General features: G+C 70.6%; 18 protein-coding genes. 10 read left to right on the top strand and 8 right to left on the bottom strand.

The window, feature by feature from the left end; genetic code table 11:
• Together SCK26_RS24385 and iolC are read right to left on the bottom strand one after the other, a co-directional pair.
• Entirely contained in the window at positions 1-915 is a 915-nt protein-coding gene (locus tag SCK26_RS24385; protein ID WP_412080777.1) for a deoxyribose-phosphate aldolase, read from the bottom strand.
• Between the two features lie 359 nt (positions 916-1,274).
• Positions 1,275-2,225, bottom strand: a complete 951-nt coding sequence (gene iolC, locus SCK26_RS24380) for a 5-dehydro-2-deoxygluconokinase (RefSeq protein ID WP_318203452.1) — start codon at positions 2,223-2,225, stop codon at positions 1,275-1,277.
• Between the two features lie 330 nt (positions 2,226-2,555).
• On the opposite strand from iolC, the gene SCK26_RS24375 reads away from it, so the two are divergent.
• The gene (locus SCK26_RS24375) at positions 2,556-2,756 is read left to right on the top strand and encodes a helix-turn-helix transcriptional regulator (protein ID WP_318203451.1); all 201 of its coding nucleotides are present in this window, start codon (positions 2,556-2,558) and stop codon (positions 2,754-2,756) included.
• Positions 2,757-2,768: 12 nt separating this feature from the next.
• Here SCK26_RS24375 and SCK26_RS24370 read toward each other — a convergent pair whose 3' ends face one another.
• A complete protein-coding gene (locus tag SCK26_RS24370; RefSeq protein WP_318203450.1) occupies positions 2,769-3,812 on the bottom strand; it encodes a zinc-dependent alcohol dehydrogenase family protein in 1,044 nt (347 codons plus the stop codon).
• 146 nt (positions 3,813-3,958) lie between these two features.
• On the opposite strand from SCK26_RS24370, the gene SCK26_RS24365 reads away from it, so the two are divergent.
• Together SCK26_RS24365 and SCK26_RS24360 are read left to right on the top strand one after the other, a co-directional pair.
• Positions 3,959-4,198, top strand: a complete 240-nt coding sequence (locus SCK26_RS24365) for a heavy-metal-associated domain-containing protein (protein ID WP_318203449.1) — start codon at positions 3,959-3,961, stop codon at positions 4,196-4,198.
• Between the two features lie 86 nt (positions 4,199-4,284).
• Positions 4,285-6,537: a heavy metal translocating P-type ATPase gene (locus SCK26_RS24360; RefSeq protein ID WP_318203448.1), complete on the top strand. Its 2,253-nt coding sequence runs from the start codon at positions 4,285-4,287 to the stop codon at positions 6,535-6,537.
• 679 nt (positions 6,538-7,216) lie between these two features.
• Here the strand turns inward: SCK26_RS24360 and SCK26_RS24355 are convergent.
• From SCK26_RS24355 to SCK26_RS24345, 3 genes are all read right to left on the bottom strand, one after another.
• Positions 7,217-8,506, bottom strand: a complete 1,290-nt coding sequence (locus tag SCK26_RS24355) for a citrate synthase (protein WP_181794441.1) — start codon at positions 8,504-8,506, stop codon at positions 7,217-7,219.
• Between the two features lie 197 nt (positions 8,507-8,703).
• Positions 8,704-10,959, bottom strand: coding sequence for an ATP-dependent RecD-like DNA helicase (locus SCK26_RS24350; RefSeq protein ID WP_318203447.1), 2,256 nt, complete (start codon positions 10,957-10,959; stop codon positions 8,704-8,706).
• Between the two features lie 98 nt (positions 10,960-11,057).
• The gene (locus SCK26_RS24345) at positions 11,058-11,297 is read right to left on the bottom strand and encodes a hypothetical protein (RefSeq protein WP_318203446.1); all 240 of its coding nucleotides are present in this window, start codon (positions 11,295-11,297) and stop codon (positions 11,058-11,060) included.
• Positions 11,298-11,621: 324 nt separating this feature from the next.
• Between SCK26_RS24345 and SCK26_RS24340 the strand changes: the two genes are divergently transcribed.
• The 4 genes from SCK26_RS24340 to SCK26_RS24325 all read left to right on the top strand — a co-directional run bounded on the left by SCK26_RS24340 (position 11,622) and on the right by SCK26_RS24325 (position 15,617).
• Entirely contained in the window at positions 11,622-12,392 is a 771-nt protein-coding gene (locus SCK26_RS24340) for a GAF domain-containing protein (RefSeq protein ID WP_318203445.1), read from the top strand.
• A gap of 307 nt (positions 12,393-12,699) precedes the next feature.
• A complete protein-coding gene (locus tag SCK26_RS24335; RefSeq protein WP_318203444.1) occupies positions 12,700-13,140 on the top strand; it encodes a hypothetical protein in 441 nt (146 codons plus the stop codon).
• Positions 13,141-13,149: 9 nt separating this feature from the next.
• A complete protein-coding gene (locus SCK26_RS24330; RefSeq protein ID WP_318203443.1) occupies positions 13,150-14,985 on the top strand; it encodes an alpha/beta hydrolase in 1,836 nt (611 codons plus the stop codon).
• A gap of 110 nt (positions 14,986-15,095) precedes the next feature.
• Positions 15,096-15,617, top strand: a complete 522-nt coding sequence (locus SCK26_RS24325) for a hypothetical protein (protein WP_318203442.1) — start codon at positions 15,096-15,098, stop codon at positions 15,615-15,617.
• A 237-nt stretch (positions 15,618-15,854) separates the two neighbouring features.
• Here the strand turns inward: SCK26_RS24325 and SCK26_RS24320 are convergent, their stop codons facing one another.
• Both SCK26_RS24320 and SCK26_RS24315 read right to left on the bottom strand, forming a co-directional pair.
• A complete protein-coding gene (locus SCK26_RS24320) occupies positions 15,855-16,631 on the bottom strand; it encodes a DUF2637 domain-containing protein (protein ID WP_318203441.1) in 777 nt (258 codons plus the stop codon).
• A 13-nt stretch (positions 16,632-16,644) separates the two neighbouring features.
• Positions 16,645-16,818 (bottom strand): hypothetical protein, encoded by a 174-nt coding sequence (locus tag SCK26_RS24315; protein WP_318203440.1) that lies wholly within the window; start codon positions 16,816-16,818, stop codon positions 16,645-16,647.
• Between the two features lie 440 nt (positions 16,819-17,258).
• Between SCK26_RS24315 and SCK26_RS24310 the strand changes: the two genes are divergently transcribed.
• The 3 genes from SCK26_RS24310 to SCK26_RS24300 are packed head-to-tail and all read left to right on the top strand — an operon-like array spanning position 17,259 to position 21,740.
• A complete protein-coding gene (locus tag SCK26_RS24310; protein ID WP_318203439.1) occupies positions 17,259-18,284 on the top strand; it encodes a LacI family DNA-binding transcriptional regulator in 1,026 nt (341 codons plus the stop codon).
• Positions 18,281-19,801, top strand: a complete 1,521-nt coding sequence (locus SCK26_RS24305) for a sugar ABC transporter ATP-binding protein (protein WP_318203438.1) — start codon at positions 18,281-18,283, stop codon at positions 19,799-19,801. The genes SCK26_RS24310 and SCK26_RS24305 overlap by 4 nt, the downstream gene beginning before the upstream one ends.
• Positions 19,791-21,740, top strand: a complete 1,950-nt coding sequence (locus SCK26_RS24300) for a substrate-binding domain-containing protein (RefSeq protein WP_318203437.1) — start codon at positions 19,791-19,793, stop codon at positions 21,738-21,740. The genes SCK26_RS24305 and SCK26_RS24300 overlap by 11 nt, the downstream gene beginning before the upstream one ends.
• Positions 21,741-21,760: the final 20 nt, after the last annotated feature.

The raw sequence follows: 21,760 nt of genomic DNA, 5'->3' as shown, positions 1-21,760 counted from the left end.
TCACAGCAGTCCTACGGCGGTGTCCACGGCGGCGGCCACGTCGCCGTCCGCCGGGTACAGCAGCGAGCGGCCCGCCACCAGGCCGCGCACGGTGGGCAGACGCAGCGCGCCGCGCCACTTCTCGTAGGCGGCGGCCCGGTCCCGTGCCGAGTCCCCGACGTCCCCGCCGAGCAGGACGGCGGGCAGCGTGGAGGTCTCCATCACCCGGGCCATGTCGCCGGGGTCCTCGGTGACGGGCACCTTCAGCCAGGTGTAGGCGGAGGAGCCGCCGAGGCCGGAGGCGATGGCGATGGACCGGGTGACCGCCTCGGCGGACAGGTCGTTGACCAGCGCGCCGCCGGGGCCGCGGCGGCTGATGAACGGCTCCACGAACACCGGCAGCCGGCGCGCGGCCATGGCGTCTATGACGCGGGCGGCGGACTCCAGGGTGGCCAGGGAGCCGGGGTCGGCGTAGTCGACGCGCAGCAGCAGCTTGCCCGCGTCGAAGCCGAGCCGTTCGATGTCCTCGGGCCGGTGGCCGGTGAACCGGTCGTCCAGCTCGAAGCTGGCCCCGTGCAGTCCGCCGCGGTTCATGGAGCCCATGACGACCTTGTGCTCCAGGGCGCCGAGCAGCAGCAGGTCGTCCAGGATGTCGGCGGTGGCGAGGACTCCGTCGACTCCGGGCCGGGACAGCGCCAGGCAGAGGCGTCCGAGCAGGTCGGCGCGGTTGGCCATGGCGAGCCGCCGGTCGCCGACATCGAGGGAGCCGCGGGCCGGGTGATCGGCGGCGACGATCACCAGCCGCCCGCTCTCCCCCAGCAGAGGCCGCCGCGCCCGACGGGCGGCGGCCTCGGCGACGGCCTCGGGATACCGGGCACGCACCCGGACCAGCTCGGCAACGTCGACCTCGTGATGCACCCCACCCTCACGGCGCACGACCGGGTCACGTACGGCGCGATGCCCGGCCGGGGCTGCACGGGGCACGGGCTCGGCGGGCACGGGCTCGGCGGACGTGGGCTCGGCGGGCGCTGGCTCGCGGCGAGGGCGCACGCCGGGGGCCGTAGTGGCGGGCGTGGTCCCCGAACCCGCCGCGCGGCCCTCGCGAGGGCCGGCCGGGGTGCGGGCGGTGCGGTGACCGGCGGCATGTTCGCGGGACACCGCCTCACCCTGAGCGGGCTCGCGACGAGGGTCCTCACCGGGCGCGGGTTCGGCGGGCGCGGGCTCACCGGGGGGTGTGGCGTGTGGGGGCTTGCCGGCGCCGCCGTCGGTGTGGGTGCCGGTGACCCGGCCGGCCCTCACCGGACCGCTCCGGTGGCGAGTGCGGTGGCCACCTCGTCGGAGGTCGGCATCGCGGAGGAGCACTCCAGGCGGGAGGCGACGATGGCACCGGCCGCGTTGGCGTGCCGCATGACCGTCTCCAGGTCGTGGCCGGCCAGCAGGCCGTGGCACAGGGAGCCGCCGAAGGCGTCGCCGGCGCCGAGCCCGTTCAGCACGGTGACGGGCAGCGGCGGCACCTCGGCGGACTCGCCCGCGCGGCTGACGGCGAGGACGCCCTTGGGCCCCTGCTTGACGACGGCCAGCTCGGCCCCGGCGGCCAGCAGTGCGCGGGCGGCGGCGTGCGGGTCGCGCGTCCCGGTGGCGATCTCCACCTCGTCCAGGTTGCCGACGGCGACGGTGGCGTGGCGCAGGGCCTCGGCGTAGAAGGGGCGGGCGGTGTCGGGGTCCGCCCAGAACACGGGGCGCCAGTCGAGGTCGAAGACGGTGATGCCGGCCCTGTCCCGGTGGGCGAGGGCCGCGAGGGTCGCCGTACGGCTCGGTTCCTCGCTCAGTCCGGTGCCGGTGACCCAGAAGATCGCGGCCTCGCGGATGGCGTCCAGGTCCAGTTCGCGGGTGTGGATCTCCAGGTCGGGAGCCTTGGGCCGGCGGTAGAAGTACAGCGGGAAGTCGTCCGGCGGGAAGATCTCGCAGAAGGTGACCGGGGTGGGCAGGCCGGGCACGGGAGTGACCCAGCGGTCGTCGACGCCGAAGCCGCGCAGCGCCTCGTGGAGGTAGGTGCCGAACGGGTCGTCGCCGGTACGGGTGATCACGGCGGTGTGCCGGCCGAGCCGTGCGGCGGCGACCGCGACGTTGGCCGCGGAGCCGCCGAGGAACTTGCCGAAGGACGACACCCGGGCGAGCGGGACGCCGGTCTGGAGCGGGTAGAGGTCCACCCCGATCCGCCCCATGGTGATCAGGTCGTAGGCCATCGGCTCCCCTTCGTCACGGCTCCCCCCGGCTTTCTAGTCCCGTACCCGGAACGCTGTCAACGTTTTGTCCGGACATATGGACCACCGGCCTCCGGTTCGCGGGGCCACCCTTTCCGCATGGTTGCCCTTTGTGGCGTATTCGTCACAAACATCTCACTCCTGTCACACATGTCACGCCCGCGTCGGTTCTCCGTCACATCCCGTCGACAGGTCATAGCGATCGGTCACTCACCGTCGCCGCGTGGGCACAGGCTGGTGGCCGACGCAGCGCCCGGTCCCCCGAGCGGCCGTACCGGTCGCCGCCGCGGCGCGCACAAGGAGGTGCGGCTCATGACCGACCGGCGGCTCTGGTCCTACAAGGAGATCGCGGCGCACATCCGGGTGCAGCCGGACACCGTACGGTCCTACCGCAAGCACGGACTGCTGCCCCCGCCCGACCGCGTCGAGGGCGGCAGGCCCTACTGGTGCGCCGACACCGTCCGCGCCTGGGTGGCCGCGCGCCCCGGCAACCGCGGGCGCGGCACGGGCTGACGGCCGGGCGCGTCAGCTCCAGGGCTCGATGACCGTGACCCCGGCCCCCGCCGCCGTACCCATCGCCGCGAGCGCCGCCGGGGCCGCGTCGAGCGGGATGGTCCGGGTCACCAGGAGGTCGGGGCGCAGGACGCCGGCGCGGACCAGGTGGAGCATGCCGGGGTAGGCGTGGGCGGGCATGCCGTGGCTGCCGAGCAGCTCCAGTTCCAGGGCGATCGCGCGGGCCAGCGGCACCGGCGTGGTGCCGTCGGCGGAGGGCAGCAGGCCGACCTGGACGTGCCGGCCGCGGCGGCGCAGCCCGTCGACGGAGGCGGCGCAGGTGGCGGGCGAGCCGAGGGCGTCGAGCGAGAGATGGGCGCCGCCGCCGGTCAGCTCCCGGACGGCGGCGGCCGGGTCCGGCACGCCGCTCGCGTCCAGGCACGCGGCGGCGCCGAAGCGCCGGGCCAGTTCCAGCGCCCCGGGCGCTACGTCGACCGCCACCACCCGGGCGCCCGAGGCCGCCGCGATCATCACCGCCGACAGGCCGACCCCGCCGCAGCCGTGCACCGCGACCCACTCCCCGGCCGCGACCCGGCCCCGCTGGACCACGGCCCGGAAGGCGGTGGCGAAGCGGCAGCCGAGGGCGGCGGCGGTGGCGTACGCCATGTCGTCGGGGAGCGCGACGAGGTTGACGTCGGCGTGGCCGAGGGCGACGTAGCCGGCAAAGGAGCCCCAGTGGTGGAAGCCGGGCTGGGTCTGCCGTTCGCACACCTGCTGGTCGCCCGCCGCGCAGGCCGGGCAGGTGCCGCAGGCGCAGACGAAGGGCACGGTGACCCGGTCGCCGGGCCGCCACCGGGTCACCCGGGCGCCCACCGCCTCCACCACTCCGGCGAGTTCGTGCCCCGGCACGTGCGGCAGCGTGATGTCCGGGTCGTGTCCCGCCCAGCCGTGCCAGTCGCTGCGGCACAGGCCGGTGGCCTCCACCCGGACGACGACGCCGTGCGCGGCGGGCTCGGGGTCGGGCACCTCCCGGACGCCTGCCGGTTTTCCGTACTCCTCGAAGACCACGGCTCGCATGCCTGCTCCTTCCGGGAACCCGCATGAAAGCTAGACGCTCCGGGGAGCCGCTTGGCTTGATACCCCCTAGGGGTATACAGTGGAGGACGTCGGGGTTCCTCCGGCACCCCACAGGCCCCACCCACGCCTCGAAGAGGAGTAACGACATGACCGCGCAGACCGGCACGCCGGGCACCGTCACCACCGTCTACAAGGTCACCGGCATGAGCTGTGGCCACTGCGAGGGCTCCGTCTCCGAGGAGATCTCCCGGATCGCGGGCGTCAGCTCGGTGAAGGCCGTCGCGTCGTCCGGCGAGGTGACCGTCGTGTCCGCGGCCCCGCTCGACGAGGAGGCCGTGCGCGCCGCCGTCGACGAGGCCGGCTACGAGCTGGCCGGCCAGGCCTGAGCACCACCCTCCCCTTCCCCGACCGGGCCGCGCCGACCAGCTGATACTGGATCCGTACGGCCCGGTCCGATGTCTGGAGTCCGGACATGACCAGCACCACCGCCAAGCCGACGGCGACGGCACCCGGCACCGACGAGGTCGAGCTGCTCATCGGCGGCATGACCTGCGCCTCCTGTGCCGCCCGGGTGGAGAAGAAGCTCAACCGGATGGACGGCGTGAGCGCCACCGTCAACTTCGCCACCGAGAAGGCGAAGGTCACCTTCGCCGACGGCGTCGAGGTCGCCGACCTGATCGCCACCGTCGAGAAGACCGGCTACACCGCCGAGGAACCCCGGCCACCGGAACCCGAGACCGAGGACGCGGCCGGGACCCCGGAACGCGACGCCGAACTCGGCGAGCTGCGGCACCGCCTGCTCGTCTCCGCGCTGCTCGCCGCGCCCGTGGTCCTGCTCGCGATGATCCCCGCGCTCCAGTTCGACAACTGGCAGTGGCTCTCGCTGACCCTGGCCGCGCCCGTCGTCGTCTGGGGCGGCGCCCCGTTCCACCGGGCCGCCTGGACCAACCTGCGGCACGGCGCCGCCACCATGGACACCCTCGTCTCCGTCGGCACGCTCGCCGCGTTCGGCTGGTCGCTGTGGGCGCTGTTCTTCGGCGACGCGGGCACGCACGGCATGCACGACGAGTTCCGCCTCACCGTCTCCCGGATGGACGGCGCCTCCACCATCTACCTGGAGGTCGCCGCCGGGGTCGTCGCGCTGATCCTGCTCGGCCGCTATCTGGAGGCCCGCTCCAAGCGCCGCGCCGGTGCCGCCCTGAAGGCCCTGATGGAACTGGGCGCCAAGGACGTGGCCGTGCTGCGCGGGGGACGCGAGGTGCGGGTGCCGGTGTCCGGCCTGGCCGTGGGCGACCGGTTCGTCGTACGGCCCGGCGAGAAGGTCGCCACCGACGGCACGGTGGTGGAGGGCGTCTCCGCCGTGGACGCCTCCATGCTGACCGGCGAGTCGGTGCCGGTCGACGTCGGCCCCGGCGACCGGGTCACCGGCGCCACGGTCAACGCCGGCGGCCGGCTGGTCGTCGAGGCCACCCGGGTCGGCGCGGACACCCAGCTCGCCCGGATGGCCCGGCTGGTGGAGGACGCGCAGAACGGCAAGGCCGAGGTGCAGCGGCTCGCCGACCGGATCTCCGCCGTGTTCGTCCCGGTCGTCATCCTGATCGCGCTCGGCACCTTCGGCGTCTGGCTCGGCGTCACCGGGGACACGGTCGCCGCGTTCACGGCCGCCGTCGCCGTCCTGATCATCGCCTGCCCCTGCGCGCTGGGCCTGGCCACGCCGACCGCGCTGATGGTCGGCACCGGCCGCGGCGCCCAGCTCGGCATCCTGATCAAGGGACCGGAGGTGCTGGAGTCCACGCGCCGGGTGGACACCGTCGTCCTGGACAAGACGGGCACGGTCACCACCGGCCGGATGAGCCTCCAGGCGGTCCACGTGGCCGACGGCGAGGACGAGAAGGAGCTGCTGCGCCTCGCGGGCGCACTGGAGCACGCCTCCGAGCACCCGGTGGCCCGCGCCGTCGCCGCCGGCGCCGAGGAGCGGGCCGGGGTGCTGCCGCCGGTCGAGCACTTCGAGAACGTGCCGGGACGGGGCGTGCGCGGGCGCGTGAACGGCCGTGAGGTGGCCGTGGGGCGGCTCTACGACGAGCTGCCGCCGGAGCTGGCGCGCGCGGCCCGCCAGGCCGAGGAGCAGGGCCGTACGGCCGTCGTGGCCGGCTGGGACGGGCGGGCCCGCGGGGTGCTCGCCGTCGCCGACGCCGTCAAGGAGACCAGCGCCGAGGCCGTCCGCGAGCTGCGCGGGCTGGGCCTGACGCCGGTGCTGCTCACCGGGGACAACCGCACGGTCGCCGAGGCGGTCGCGAAGACCGTCGGCATCGACGCGGAGAACGTGTTCGCCGAGGTGCTGCCCGAGGACAAGGTGGACGTCGTGCGGCGGCTCCGGGCCGAGGGACGGGCCGTGGCCATGGTCGGCGACGGCGTGAACGACGCCGCCGCGCTGGCCACCGCGGACCTGGGCCTGGCCATGGGCACCGGCACGGACGCGGCGATCGAGGCCGGCGATCTGACGCTGGTGCGCGGGGACCTGCGGGTGGCCGCGGACGCGATCCGGCTGTCCCGCCGGACGCTGGCCGTCATCAAGGGCAACCTGGTGTGGGCCTTCGGCTACAACGTCGCCGCGCTGCCGCTGGCCGCCGCCGGGCTGCTCAACCCGATGATCGCCGGGGCCGCGATGGCCTTTTCCTCGGTGTTCGTGGTGACGAACAGCCTGCGATTGCGGGCCTTCCGGTAAAACCGGGGGCAATCGTCCGGATCGATCCCTTGATCCCCCTGGAGTCAGACGCGCACCTCACATAAGCTCTTCACAAGGCTCGCGCATCTTCCTTACGCAAGAGTCCCGATCGCCGTATCGGGGCTCTTGCGCATCAAAGGGACATATGCAAGAGACGCACATCACAGTGATGCGAACGTAACCATCGAAGGGGTTCGAAGGTCTAAGTTGGCGATGTCAGACCAGCGTCTTGGGGGGCGCTGACTGGCGTCTGGGGATGTCTTGGGGGACTTTCCCAGAAGGGGGTACCTCCCGGCTCGCACGACGTTGAGAGCTTGGGGGAGCGTTGCCGGGGCACGTACACCGGGAAGCTTTGAGCGGCCCTCCCAGCGTGCGCTGTCCCGGCAGACCGCACCGCATCACTGGAGTACGGCGAGTTCGCTCGCGCGTGCTCAGACAGCGATTCAGGCGCTGTCCTCTCCAAGCGCCCGGCCGGATCCCGTGGGGGGAATCCGCACCGGGACATGGGAAGGCGCCCTGGTCGTCGGCCCGTGGGGGGACCGGCGTCTCGGGGCGCCTTCCGCCTTTTCCCGCTTATCCGTCTTATCCGCCGCTCCGCGCCCCGATCACCCGTGGGTGATCACCGCGAAGCGCCGGAACCGGGGCCCGCCGGTGCGGACGGACCCCGTGCCCGGTGCGCTCAGCGCTCCTCGACCGGGACGAAGTCGCGCTCGACCACGCCCGTGTAGATCTGGCGCGGACGGCCGATGCGGGAGCCCGGCTCCTTGATCATCTCGGTCCACTGGGCGATCCAGCCCGGCAGCCGGCCGAGGGCGAACAGGACCGTGAACATCTCGGTCGGGAAGCCCATGGCGCGGTAGATCAGACCCGTGTAGAAGTCCACGTTCGGGTAGAGCTTGCGCTCGGTGAAGTAGTCGTCGGAGAGCGCGTGCTCCTCGAGCTTCAGGGCGATGTCGAGAAGCTCGTCCTCCTTGCCCAGCGCGGAGAGCACGTCGTGCGCGGCGGCCTTGATGATCTTGGCGCGCGGGTCGAAGTTCTTGTAGACCCGGTGGCCGAAGCCCATCAGGCGGACGCCGTCCTCCTTGTTCTTCACCTTGCGGATGAAGGTGTCGACGTCGGAGCCGGAGTCGCGGATGCCCTCCAGCATCTCCAGCACCGACTGGTTGGCGCCGCCGTGCAGCGGGCCCCACAGCGCGTTGATGCCGGCCGAGATCGACGCGAACATGTTGGCCTGCGAGGAGCCGACCAGGCGGACCGTCGAGGTCGAACAGTTCTGCTCGTGGTCGGCGTGCAGGATCAGCAGCTTGTCCAGCGCCGAGACCACGACCGGGTCCAGGTCGTACTCCTGCGCCGGGACCGAGAAGGTCATGCGCAGGAAGTTCTCGACGTAGCCGAGGTCGTTGCGCGGGTAGACGAACGGGTGGCCGATCGACTTCTTGTACGCGTACGCGGCGATGGTCGGGAGCTTGGCGAGCAGCCGGATCGTGGAGAGGTCGCGCTGCTTCTCGTCGAACGGGTTGTGGCTGTCCTGGTAGAAGGTGGACAGCGCCGAGACGACCGAGGAGAGCATCGCCATCGGGTGGGCGTCGCGCGGGAAGCCCCGGTAGAAGTTCTTGACGTCCTCGTGCAGCAGCGTGTGCCGCGTGATGTCGTTCTTGAACGCCGTCAGCTGGTCGACGGTGGGAAGCTCGCCGTTGATGAGCAGGTACGCCACCTCGAGGAAGGTGGAGCGCTCGGCCAGCTGCTCGATGGGGTAGCCGCGGTAGCGGAGGATGCCCGCCTCGCCGTCGAGGTAGGTGATCGCGGATTTATAGGCGGCCGTGTTGCCGTACCCGCTGTCCAGGGTCACCAGACCGGTCTGGGCGCGCAGCTTCCCGATGTCGAAGCCCTTGTCGCCGACGGTGCTGTCGACCACCGGGTAGGTGTACTCGCCGTCGCCGTACCGCAGTACTACAGAGTTGTCGCTCACGTCTTCCCTCACCGACGTAGTGCCTCATCTTCGAGGTGCCCTGACTGTCTCTACCATCCCCCATTTGGCTCAGGAGAGTGCACTCGGGGTCGACCATTGGGCCTATTGGCGGCACTCAGTGCCGCCAGCCTGCCCATCCTGCCCCCTTCGGGGTGGTTCCGGAAGTGCTCTGTGACCTTCACGACTCATTTGATCGATCATTTCGTGCCGAGCCTGAAGTCCAGGGCCGTACAGCGCCGTCCGGCCGACACGGTGCGCACCGCCTGGCCGATCGCCTTGCGTGATCCGACGAGCACGACCAGCCGCCGGGCCCGGGTGACCGCCGTGTACAGCAGGTTCCGCTGGAGCATCATCCATGCCCCCGTCGTGACGGGAATCACCACCGCGGGATACTCGCTGCCCTGCGAACGGTGGATGGTCACCGCGTACGCGTGGGCCAGTTCGTCCAGTTCGTCGAATTCGTACGGGACTTCCTCGTCCTCGTCGGTCAGCACCGTCAGGCGCTGGTCGACCGGGTCGAGCGAGGTGACGACGCCCACGGTGCCGTTGAAGACACCGTTCTTCCCTTTCTCGTAATTGTTGCGAATCTGGGTGACCTTGTCGCCGACGCGGAAGACCCGGCCGCCGAACCGCTTCTCCGGCAGATCGGGCCGGCCGGGCGTGATGGCCTGCTGGAGCAGTCCGTTGAGCGCGCCGGCGCCGGCCGGGCCGCGGTGCATCGGCGCGAGCACCTGCACGTCCCGGCGCGGGTCCAGCCCGAATTTGGCGGGAATTCGCCGTGCGGCGACGTCCACGGTGAGCCGGCCGGCGGCCTCGGTGTCGTCCTCGACGAAGAGGAAGAAGTCCTTCAGCCCGTCGGTGAGCGGGTGCTGCCCGGCGTTGATCCGGTGCGCGTTGGTGACCACCCCGGACTGCTGGGCCTGCCGGAAGACCCGGGTGAGCCGGACGGCCGGAACGGGTCCGCCCTCGGCGAGCAGGTCCCGCAGCACCTCCCCGGCGCCGACGCTGGGCAGCTGGTCCACGTCACCGACGAACAGCAGGTGGGCGCCCGGGGGGACGGCCTTGACCAGCTTGTTGGCGAGCAGCAGGTCCAGCATGGACGCCTCGTCCACCACCACCAGGTCGGCGTCCAGCGGACGGTCGCGGTCATAGGCCGCGTCCCCGCCGGGCCTCAGTTCCAGCAGTCGGTGCACGGTGGAGGCCTCGACGCCGGTCAGCTCCGCGAGCCGCTTGGCCGCGCGGCCGGTCGGGGCGGCCAGCAGCACCTTGGCCCGCCGGGCGCGGGCCAGTTCCACGATCGAGCGGACGGTGAACGACTTGCCGCAGCCCGGTCCGCCGGTGAGGACGGCGACCTTCTCGGTGAGCGCCAGCCTGACGGCCGCCTCCTGCTCGGGCGCGAGGTCGGCGCCGGTCCGGGACCTCAGCCAGCCGAGCGCCTTCGTCCAGTCGACGTCCCGGAAGCCCGGCATGCGGTCCTCGTCGGTGCGCAGCAGCCGCAGCAGCTGGGCGGACAGGGAGAGTTCGGCGCGGTGGAAGGGCACCAGATAGACGGCGCTGACCGGCTCGTCGTCGCCGTCGGGGCCGGGCACCTTCTCCCGTACGACTCCGGGGTCGGCGCCGTCCTCCGGGGGCCGGGACAGCTCGGCGAGGCACTCGATGACCAGCCCGGTGTCGACCTGGAGGAGTTTGACGGCGTCGGCGATCAGCCGTTCCTCCGGCAGGAAGCAGTGCCCCTGGTCGGCGGACTGCGACAGCGCGTACTGCAGGCCGGCCTTCACGCGCGCGGGACTGTCGTGCGGGATGCCGACCGACTGGGCGATCTTGTCGGCGGTGAGGAAGCCGATGCCCCAGACGTCGGCGGCGAGCCGGTACGGCTGCTCCTTGACGACGGCGATCGACTCGTCGCCGTACTTCTTGTAGATCCGCACGGCGATGGAGGTGGACACCTCGACGGTCTGGAGGAAGAGCATGACCTCCTTGATCGCCTTCTGTTCCTCCCAGGCGTCGGCGATCTTCCTGGTCCGCTTCGGCCCGAGGCCCGGCACCTCGATCAGCCGCTTCGGCTCCTCCTCGATGATGCGCAGGGTGTCGAGGCCGAAGTGCTGGGTGATGCGGTCGGCGAAGACCGGGCCGATGCCCTTGACCAGGCCGGAGCCGAGATAGCGGCGGATGCCCTGGACGGTGGCCGGCAGCAGGGTCGTGTAGTTCTCGACGTGGAACTGCTTGCCGTACTGCGGGTGCGAGCCCCAGCGGCCCTCCATGCGCAGGGACTCGCCCACCTGGGCGCCGAGCAGCGCACCGACGACCGTGAGCAGATCACCGGCGCCGCGGCCGGTGTCGACACGGGCGACCGTGTAGCCGTTCTCCTCATTGGCGTACGTGATGCGTTCCAGCACGCCTTCGAGGACGGCGAGGTGCCGTTCGCCGCCGGGATTCCCCGCCTGGTGAGCCATGGTCCGACGGTACCGGTGGGGTCCGACAGCCCGGTTTGCCGGGCGGTGGTCACCGCGTCGGGACGGTCAGGTGAGCGCGGGGTGTGTCCGCTCGCGCTTCAGCCGGCCTTCTTCTCGTCCTTGTCGCCGGACGACAGCAGCGTCTTCAGACGCGTGAGCAGCGAGGTGCGCGGCTCATGGGATCCGCTGAGGCTCGCTCGCACGCTCTCGAAATCGACGGAGCGGAGCGCCGTCGCTTTCCGCTTCATGTACTCGGCCGGGTCTCTTTCGAACTCGCGTACCGCCGGGTCGGTGTCTAAGACGACCCCGCTCCACACCTCACTGTGCGCAGTGCTCATGCTCGCGCTCCCCCCCGGGTTCGACTCGGAGGACGGGTGGCTCCCGCCGTTCTGGGTCGGCATGCGCCCTCCAAGCGTTGACGGTACAGTCTCGGCTGATGGCTTGTCAGCGTCAATCCGACGGTATGGCCTACGGATTGACTGTCGGCCCGGTTCAAGAGGCCGACATCGTCCCTGAACGAGCCGTCTACTTCCCGGTCACGGTCCGGACACCTTCCGTCACCGTATTGATACCCAGAGACACGCCCTCCGAAACGACGGAAGCACCCACATGGCCTAACTCTGCGTGTAGGCTCCGTCGCTATGTCCTTGAGTGGATTACGCGTGGGCTGGGGCACGGCGACGATGGGGACGCTGGGCGTCGTCACGTACGTCGCGCCGATCGTCCTCGGTCTTGGCCTGAAGCTGCCGATATGGATCGCCATGACGATCATGGGTGTCGGCGTGCTGGCCACGGTGGCCACGGTCATCATGTCCCGGCAGGAGGCGGTCGCCGCCCGGCGCGACCTGGTCACCGCCGAACAGGCCGCGAAGGCCGCCGCGGAGCGGGCCCGCGGGGCCATGGAAGACGTGCTCACGGTGCTGGTCCACCACATCGGCGAGATCGTCAGCGCGAACAGCAAGAGCGCGCGCAGTCCGCTCCAGCAGCAGATGAAGCTGGCCATCGTCTCCCTCACCGCCCAGCTCATCGGGCCGGAGAACGCGCGCGCCTGCGTCCTGGAGATCGCCCCGGCGTCCCCGGGTTCGCCCGGTGTCCGGGAGATGAAGTGCCTGGCCGGGCTCTGGATGGGGCGGGCGGAGGCACCGCGGACGGTGTTCCGCGAGGACCAGGCGCGCGGGGCGTCCCTGCTCAAGCTGATGGACGACCGCAAGAGCACGTTCGTGGAGAACGTCGACGCGCTCGCGCCGGAGCTGCGCCCGGAGACCGACTCGTACAAGACCTACATCACCGCCACCATCACGGCCGCCGGCAAGGACGCGTTCGGCGTCCTGTGCGTCGACGCGCCGAACCCCGGCGACCTCCGCAAGGAGGACATCCGCCTGGTGGAGGTCCTGGCCCGCCTGCTGGGCGCGGCACTGGCGGTACGCCGCTGAGCCCCGTTCCCGCCTCCTGATCCGCGTGCGCCGGATCGTCGGCCGGGCGCATCGCAGGAGACCTCGGTGCCGCATGCGCGGGCGGTTCGGCGGGTGTTGCCCGTGCGGCTCCCTGACGGAGACCGAGCCGGCCGAGACCGGATGCAAGTGGCTGAAACCCATATGAGTACACATACTCACGGGCGACTGGGGGCCAGTGCGGATGTCTCTGCACACCAGGCACACGTACCCTCCCAACGGACTAATGGATCACCGCCGTCGGACACTTCGGTGCGGCGGGCTTCACGACGACCTGGGGGGGCCAAGCGTGGCGTGGGACGAGTGGGAGCAGCTCAAGACGACCGCTGCCGATCGGCATTCCGCGCGCATGCAACTCAACCAGTTACCCATGGCCGGCGGCGGCAAGGACAGACTCCGGTCCGACAAAGCAGCGTGGTCTGCGGCCGGTGAGGGCGTCGGCTCGCTGCAGGACAGTCTCAGCAAGGCGCTGGCAAAGCTGGAACAGGGGCAGGCGGGCTTGGACGAGGGGTCCGTATGCCTTACCGCGGCTGCCCAGAAGAGGGTGTACGAATCGTGGGAACGCCGTGTCACCGACATCGGCGACCTGTGCCGCGGTCTGGCCGGAGTACTGAACAAAACGGGCCATGACCAGTTGAGGACCGACGAAGCCATCAAAGCCGAGATCACGGGACTCAGGGTCGGATCCGAGAGCAGTCCCGCCTCCGGAGAACCGGGCAAGGGCCGGTGACCCACGGGCATGGACCTCAAGACCTTGCAGAAGATCAAGCCGTCCGAGTACGCGGACGCCGCGGACGGTTACCGTGCGATCAGTGACGCGGCTGATGCCGCGAGGGAGCGTGTCGACAAGGACATCGCCAAGGCGATCCGCGAGGCGAACGAGGGTGAGGCGGCAGATGCCGCACAGCGGAAGTTGCGGCAGCTGTCCGACAACTTCCACTACACGCAGCTCGAATGCGGTCTAATCAGCGGCGCGCTGAATGCCTTTTCTTTGGAGATCGCCGCTCCACAACGCCAAGTGCTGCAGGCACTGGACGAGGCGAAAGCACTGTCCTACACCGTCCATGCGGACGGCAGTGTGGCCTTTCCCGCCGATGGTAAGAACGAGTTGACCGGTGAAGACATCCCCGGCGGGACTGCCATCGGGAACGACGGCATGTACCACGGGCCCGGGCTGGGTCCGGACATGTCCGGCCTGATCCATCCCAACCCGCACCAGGCCAAGGCGCAGGACATCGCCAACAGAATCTCGCGCGCTCTCCGTGAAGCGGCGGAGATCGACGACCGATACAGCGCGGTGCTGACGAAGCTGAAGGCGGCTCCGGGACTGACGGTCGACGCCAAGACGTGGACCGACGTGGCCACCGACACGGAGGCTCTCGGCACGGCCGCGGTGGACTATCTCCGAGACCGCCTTCCTCTCGACAGGTCGCCGGCCGAGCGCAAGGAGTGGTGGGACAGTCTCAGTGGCGAGGAACACGACGAGTACAAAAGAGCGTTTCCCGAGTACATCGGCAACCTGGACGGCATCCCGTCGGCCGTGCGCGACGAGGTGAACCGGGAGAACCTGGACATTCTCATAGGCAAGCTGTCGGGTGAGGACGGCGAGAAGACCAAGACGCAGTTGGATGCGCTCAAGAGCATTCGGCAGCAACTTCAGGACAATGTCACGCAACGGCTCACCAACGCGGGAGAACCGCCCATGTACCTGCTCGGAGTCAGCGACGAAGGACTGGGCCGGGCCATCGTCTCCTATGGGAACCCTGACACGTCCAGGAACGTGTCCGCGTACGCACCTGGGCTCGGTACCGCTCTGGACACCGACTTCACAAGGAATGACCTGAGGCGGGCACACGAAACGGCGGTCGGCGCGCGGAAGTACGACCCCTCCAGCGCATCCATCGTGTGGCTTGGCTACGACGCACCCCAGCTCTCCGCGCCCGGCGATCTCCCCACACTGGCGTCCGACACGGATGTCATGTCTGCCGACAAGGCGAAGAAAGGTGCCCCGGCGTACAACTCGTTCATGGCCGGGCTCGCGGCGACCAACGACCACAAGGATCCGCATCTCGTGGCGATTGGGCACTCATACGGTTCCCGCCTGGTCGGCGCGGCGACGCAGGAACCGGGAGGCATTCCGGGGGCCGACGACATCATTCTGCTGGGCAGCCCGGGAACGGGCGTGGACAAGGCAGAGCAACTCGGGGTCGGTAAGGACCACGTCTTCGTCGGAGCCGCGGAGAACGACCCGGTGAGCCACCTGCCGTCGAAGAAAGAGGCGATCGCGGGAACCATGGGCTTCTTCGGTGGCGGACCGCTGGGGGCGTACCTGATCGGGGACCTCGCCGACCAGGGAGACGACGACCTCTGGTTCGGGAAGGACCCGGCCAGCGAGGCGTTCGGAGGCAGGCGCTTCCAGGTCGCCGACGGTCCCAGGCCACTGATCGACGGACAGGGACCGACACCGGCACATTCCAATTACTTCAACCCGGAGAAAGATCCTCAGTCGGCCGCGAACATCGCGGCCCTCGTCGCCGACCGGCCCGAACTTGTGAAGTGGGACGAATATCGATGAAGAAGCGCGCCTTGGGCCTTCTGGTGACGGCCCTCCTTGTTTCTGGTTGCGGCTTCGTGGGCGATGGCGCCGAGAAGGGTGATCGGGGAGGGTCGGCGAAGGAGGTTCACATGGACATGCAGGAGGCCGGCGTCCACGCGGAGGAGATGCTGGACGCCATCATCAAGGTGATCCACCCTTCCGTGGAGGCCGTTCCAGGCCCGTCGAACGCGGCGGCATGCCCCGACGCCAAGAACGACTCCACCGGCACCGGGCAGGTCACGCGCCGACGTTACGTGGTGACGATCATTTCGAGCGAGCGTCGGGGCAACTTCCTGGGCGTTGTGGAGCGCTACTGGAAGAAGCTCGGTTACACCATCACGTCGGTGCGCAACCACAAGGAGATGCCGGCGATCTTCGCCACCGCGCCCAACGGTTTCCGGGTCAGCCTGGAGTTCGGTTACGCGGGGCAGGCCAGCTTCGACGTGGTCTCTCCCTGTGTCGCCGAGTCGAAGGTGACCGAGCCTTCGCGGAAACCCCTGGACCCGCGTGCCGTCAAGTCGAACGGGCTCCCGTACGTCCACTCCGACTTCTGGTCGCGGAACGCCCCGGTTTCCTCTCCCTCCCCGTCGGTGTCCCACCACGACGGCTGAGCCGAGGGCCCGCCCCGGTCCTTTGCCGCTCCCGGCGCGGCCGGCCCGGGTACGACAGCCGCCGTAGCCGTACCGAGGTGCGCCGACCCCGGCACTGCGGCCCGGTCGGACCTTCGGTGACCGCCGATGCGCGTGGCAGTGCCGCCGTCTCGGCATGGGCATGCTGCCGGCCGGCTCGTCGTACGCCGCTCGCGATGAGCCCCCGCCCCCTCCCCCGTGCACGAGAGCATCGCGGCGTCATCTGCGGTGGCGGGGCTTTTCGTTGCTCGGGGGCAGGGTCAGGGTGACTTGGCGGACCAGTTGCTGGAAGCACGCCAGTGACGCGAACGCGGGAAGGGCTGCCGCGGCGACACCGATGATGGTCCGGTCGGCCTGGAGCACGCACAGGGTCATCGCGAGCGAGGAAAACAGCAGGACGATGAACCACGAGTGCAGGGCCCTGCGCTGATGCAGGGCATTTCTCAGGATGGAGAGCGTGGCCGCCATCCAGGGGCCGTACACGAGAAGAGGCCACCAGGCGGCGATTCCGCCGTTCACACCCGTGGTGGCATTCCGCAGCGGGCCGTAGGCCGCCATTCCGCCGAATACGCTGACCATCGCCACGAGGACGGACACGAGCGCCGCGATCACAAAGCTGCCGGCCCGCATCCAGGTGACGCGAGTCTGAGGCACGCGCCTCTTCCGGTGCCTCGTCCCGGCGGAAGCGCTCGGGCCGGACGAGAACTGCGCGGTCATCTGCGCCATATTCTCCATCGGGTCGGCGAAGTCGACACCGGATGACGGCTCACTGCGCGGCGGCGGGATCGTGGCCGCCTGTTCGGCCGGAACGGCCTCCTGCAAGAGAAAGGCGAGTTCCTCCGCCGGGTCCCAGTAGGCGTCGGGAGGTACCAGCACATCCCCTGAGCCCATGGAGTCGGCCGGGCCGCCGTACCAGCCGGTGGCCGCCGGGTACGGGGCCGGGTCGGCATACCATTCACGTCGCGTGAAGGAGTGGCCCGTATATTCTTGATTCATAATAATTCCCCCGTCAGGCGCGGTCCGAGTGGCAGTCGGTGTTTTCCTGAGCGCTCCACCGCTGGTTCAGTTCCTCCTGGGCCGCCTCCAGCAGCGCGAGGAATTCGCGCAGCAGCGTCTCGGCCCCCGGAGGTTCGGCTCCCGCGTGATCTTCGTGCGCCGAGTCGGCGCCACCGGGCGGGTGCATTGTTGGACTGAATGTCAGCAAACTGCTCGCCGAGCGGTTATCCTTCCTCGTGTCCCGGTGCAGCAGGTTGTGGAGCCTCGTCGTCGTCATATTCGGGCTAACGCAGCCGCCTCTCCTCCAGATGCGTGGCAAAAGAGTGAACGCACCTCCCGGAAAACCTTAGGGAGAGCGTTTTTTCATTTGTGTCATTCCGCCCGCGGCCGCGTCGGCGGCCGGCACGGACCGAGGACAGCCCCTCCGCCGCCGACCGGCCGCCGCCGCCCACGGCCCCCGCGGCACCGCCCGGCCACCACCACCCCGGCCCCACCCCCGGCCCCCACGGTCACGATTGGGTTTCGGCCACCCGCACCCCCTTGCCCACGCCTCGTGTAATCGTTTCCAATCCTCGTACGGCAGGGATGTAATCGATTCCACGAGTCCACGAGGAGGTGGAGCCGGCGATGGCGAGCATCAAGGATGTCGCCGCTTCGGCGGGGGTGTCCGTGGCCACCGTGTCACGCGTGCTGAACGGCCACCCGTCCGTCAGTGCCGACGCCCGTGAGCGGGTGATGGCCGCCGTGGCCGCCCTCGGCTACCGGCCGAACGCCGTCGCGCGGTCCCTGCGGACCGACCAGACCCACACGCTCGGGCTCGTCATCAGCGACGTGCTGAACCCCTACTTCACCGAGCTGGCCCGGTCCGTCGAGGAAGAGGCCCGGTCGCTCGGCTACAGCGTGATCATCGGGAACGCCGACGAGCGGCCGGAGCTGCAGGACCACCACGTGCGGAACCTGCTGGACCGGCGGATCGACGGGCTGCTCGTCTCCCCCACCGACGGCGGATCGCCGCTGATGCTGGACGCCGCCCGGGCGGGGACTCCCATGGTGTTCGTCGACCGGTGGATCCCCGGCGTGGACGTGCCCGTCGTGCGGGCCGACGGACGGGCCGCCGTGCGGGATCTGGTGGCGCATCTGTACGGGCTCGGGCACCGGCGGCTCGCCATCATCGCCGGGCCCGCCGCCACCACCACCGGCAGCGAGCGCGTCGAGGCCTTCCGGTCCGCGCTCGCCGAGTACGGGCTCCCTCTGCCCGGCGCCTACACAGGCCAGGGCGACTTCCAGGCGGAGAGCGGACGGCGCGTGACCGAGGGGTTCCTCGATCTGCCGGAGCCGCCCGACGTCGTCTTCGCGGCCGACAACCTGATGGCGCTCGGCGCGCTGGACGCCGTACGCGCGCGGGGCCTGCGGGTGCCCGACGACATCGCGCTGGCCGCGTTCGACGACATCCCGTGGTTCGTGCACACCGATCCGCCGGTCACCGCGATCGCCCAGCCCACCGGTGAGCTGGGACGGGCCGCCGTACGCGCGCTGGCCGACCGGATCGAGGGGCGCACCCCGCGCTCCGTCACGCTGCCCGCCCGGCTCGTCGTACGCCGCTCGTGCGGTGAGCCTCCCACCCCCTCCCCAGTGCAAAGGAGCACGACGTGAGCAACCCGGACGAGTTGCTGCGCATCGAGGGCATACGCAAGACCTTCCCCGGCGTGGTCGCGCTCGACGGCGTCGACTTCGATCTGCGCCGGGGCGAGGTCCATGTGCTGCTCGGTGAGAACGGGGCCGGCAAGAGCACGCTGATCAAGATGCTCTCCGGTGCCTACACCCCCGACGCCGGCCGGATTCTCGTGGGCGGTGCGGAGGTGCGCGTCCACGGGGCGCAGGACGCCGAACGGCTCGGGATCGCCACCATCTACCAGGAGTTCAACCTGGTGCCCGATCTGACCGTCGCCGAGAACATCTTCCTGGGACGGCAGCCGCGCCGCTTCGGGATGATCGACCGGAAGCGGATGGAGACCGAGGCCGCGGCGCTGCTGGAGCGGGTCGGGGTCGACGTGTCGCCGCGGGCCCGGGTGCGGGAACTCGGTATCGCGCGGCTCCAGATGGTCGAGATCGCCAAGGCGCTCAGCCTGGACGCGCGCGTGCTCATCATGGACGAGCCGACCGCCGTGCTCACCTCGGAGGAGGTGGAGAGGCTCTTCGCCATCGTGCGGGGGCTGCGGGCCGACGGGGTGGGGATCGTCTTCATCACCCACCACCTGGAGGAGATCGCGGCCCTGGGCGACCGGGTCACCGTCATCCGGGACGGCAAGAGCGTCGGGCAGGTGCCCGCCGCCACGCCCGAGGACGAACTCGTGCGGCTGATGGTGGGACGGTCCATCGAGCAGCAGTACCCGCGGCAGCGGACCGGCACCGGTGATCCGCTGCTGTCCGTCCAGGGGCTGAGCCGGGACGGCGTCTTCCATGACGTGAGCTTCGAGGTGCACGCCGGTGAGGTCGTCGGCATCGCGGGGCTGGTGGGTGCCGGGCGGACCGAGGTCGTGCGGGCCGTGTTCGGCGCCGATCCCTACGACCGCGGGGTCGTACGGGTCTCCGGCGCCGAGCTGAGGCGGCACGACGTGAACGCCGCCATGGACGCCGGGATCGGGCTCGTGCCGGAGGACCGCAAGGGCCAGGGGCTGGTGCTGGACGCCTCCGTCAAGGAGAACCTCGGGCTGGTGACGCTGCGCTCGGCCACCCGGGCGGGGCTGGTGGACCGCAAGGGCCAGCACGCCGCCGCCGAGCGGATCGCCGGACAGCTCGGCGTGCGCATGGCGGGCCTCGGGCAGCGGGTGCGGACCCTGTCCGGCGGCAACCAGCAGAAGGTCGTCATCGGCAAGTGGCTGCTGGCCGACACCAAGGTGCTGATCCTCGACGAGCCGACGCGCGGGATCGACGTCGGCGCCAAGGTCGAGATCTACCAGCTGATCAACGAACTGACGGCCGCCGGTGCCGCCGTCCTGATGATCTCCAGCGATCTGCCCGAGGTGCTCGGCATGAGCGACCGGGTGCTGGTGATGGCCCAGGGCCGGATCGCAGGCGAACTCAGCGCCGAAGAGGCGACCCAGGACGCGGTGATGTCCCTCGCCGTCTCCACCCCCACCACCGAGAAGGAGGCCCCCCGTGGCCACTGACACGCTCAAGAGCCGGTCGGGCGCGAGTGGCGCCCCGGGGACCCTGCGCCGGCTGCTCCTCGACAACGGCGCGCTCACCGCGCTGATCGTCCTCGTCATCGCCCTGTCGGCGCTGTCGGGTGACTTCATGACCACGGACAACCTGCTGAACATCGGCGTGCAGGCCGCCGTGACGGCGATCCTCGCCTTCGGTGTGACGTTCGTGATCGTCTCGGCGGGCATCGACCTGTCCGTGGGGTCGGTGGCCGCGCTGTCGGCGACCATGCTGGGCTGGAGCGCCACCTCGCACGGGGTGCCGGTCGCGCTCGCGGTGGTCCTGGCGGTCGCCACGGGCGTCGTCGCCGGTCTGGTGAACGGTTTCCTCATCGCCTACGGCAAGCTGCCGCCGTTCATCGCGACGCTGGCCATGCTGTCGGTGGGCCGCGGTCTGGCCCTGGTCATCTCCCAGGGCTCCCCCATCGCGTTCCCCGGCTCGGTCTCCCACCTCGGCGACACCCTCGGCGGCTGGCTGCCGGTGCCGGTGCTGGTCATGGTGGTGATGGGGCTGATCGCCGCCGTCGTGCTCGGCCGGACCTACATCGGCCGGTCCATGTACGCGATCGGCGGCAACGAGGAGGCCGCCCGGCTCTCCGGCCTCCGGGTCAAGCGGCAGAAGCTCGCGATCTACGCCCTGTCCGGGCTGTTCGCCGCCGTCGCGGGCGTGGTGCTGGCCGCCCGGCTGTCCTCGGCGCAGCCGCAGGCCGCCGACGGCTACGAGCTGGACGCGATCGCCGCCGTCGTCATCGGCGGCGCCTCGCTGGCGGGCGGCACCGGCAAGGCGTCCGGCACGCTGATCGGCGCACTGATCCTCGCGGTGCTCAGGAACGGGCTGAACCTGCTGTCCGTCTCCGCGTTCTGGCAGCAGGTCGTGATCGGTGTGGTGATCGCGCTCGCGGTGCTGCTGGACACCGTGCGCCGCAAGGCCGGTGCGGGGCCGGCGGCCGCCGGTGCGGGCGGGCCGAAGGGCAGGCAGGCGGTGACGTACGCGCTGGCGGCCGTGGTCACCGTGGCCGTGGTCGGCGCCACCTCGCTGCTGCACGGCGGCTCGTCGTCGTCGGCGAACCCGCGGCTCGGCCTGTCCCTGTCCACGCTGAACAACCCGTTCTTCGTGCAGATCCGGTCCGGCGCGCAGGCCGAGGCGAAGAAGCTGGGCGTGGACCTGACCGTCACCGACGCGCAGAACGACGCCTCCCAGCAGGCCAACCAGCTCCAGAACTTCACCAGTACGAGCCTGGACGGGATCATCGTCAACCCGGTGGACTCGGACGCGGCGAGCAACTCGGTGAAGGCCGCCGGCAAGGCGGACATTCCCGTGGTCGCCGTGGACCGGGGCGTCAACCGGGCGTCCGTGGCCACGCTGGTGGCCTCCGACAACGTCGCCGGCGGTGAGCTGGCCGCGAAGACCGTCGCGGAGAAGCTGGGCGGGCACGGAAAGATCGTCATCCTCCAGGGGCAGGCGGGTACGTCGGCGGCGCGTGAGCGGGCGGCCGGGTTCGCCAAGGGCCTGAAGGCCTACCCGGGCATCCGGGTGCTGGCCCAGCAGCCCGCCGACTTCGACCGGACCAAGGGCCTGGACGTGATGTCGAACCTGCTCCAGGCCCATCCGGACGTGCAGGGCGTCATCGCCGCCAACGACGAGATGGCTCTCGGCGCGATCAAGGCGCTCGGCTCCAAGGCGGGCAGGTCGGTGCAGGTGGTCGGCTTCGACGGCACCCCGGACGGCCTGACGGCGGTCAAGGGCGGCACGCTGTACGCGTCGGTCGCCCAGCAGCCCTCGCAGCTGGGCCGGATCGCCGTGGACAACGCCCTCAAGGCGGTCCGCGGCGAGAAGGTGGAGCCGACGGTGAAGGTGCCGGTGAAGGTGGTCACGAAGGACAACGTGGCCGGGTTCACCGGCTGACGGACCACGGCAGGGCGGGC

Source organism: Streptomyces sp. SCL15-4 (assembly GCF_033366695.1).
Classification (GTDB): domain Bacteria; phylum Actinomycetota; class Actinomycetes; order Streptomycetales; family Streptomycetaceae; genus Streptomyces.
Note: the sequence above shows the minus strand (reverse complement) of the source record. Positions and strands in the feature narration are given on the sequence as shown.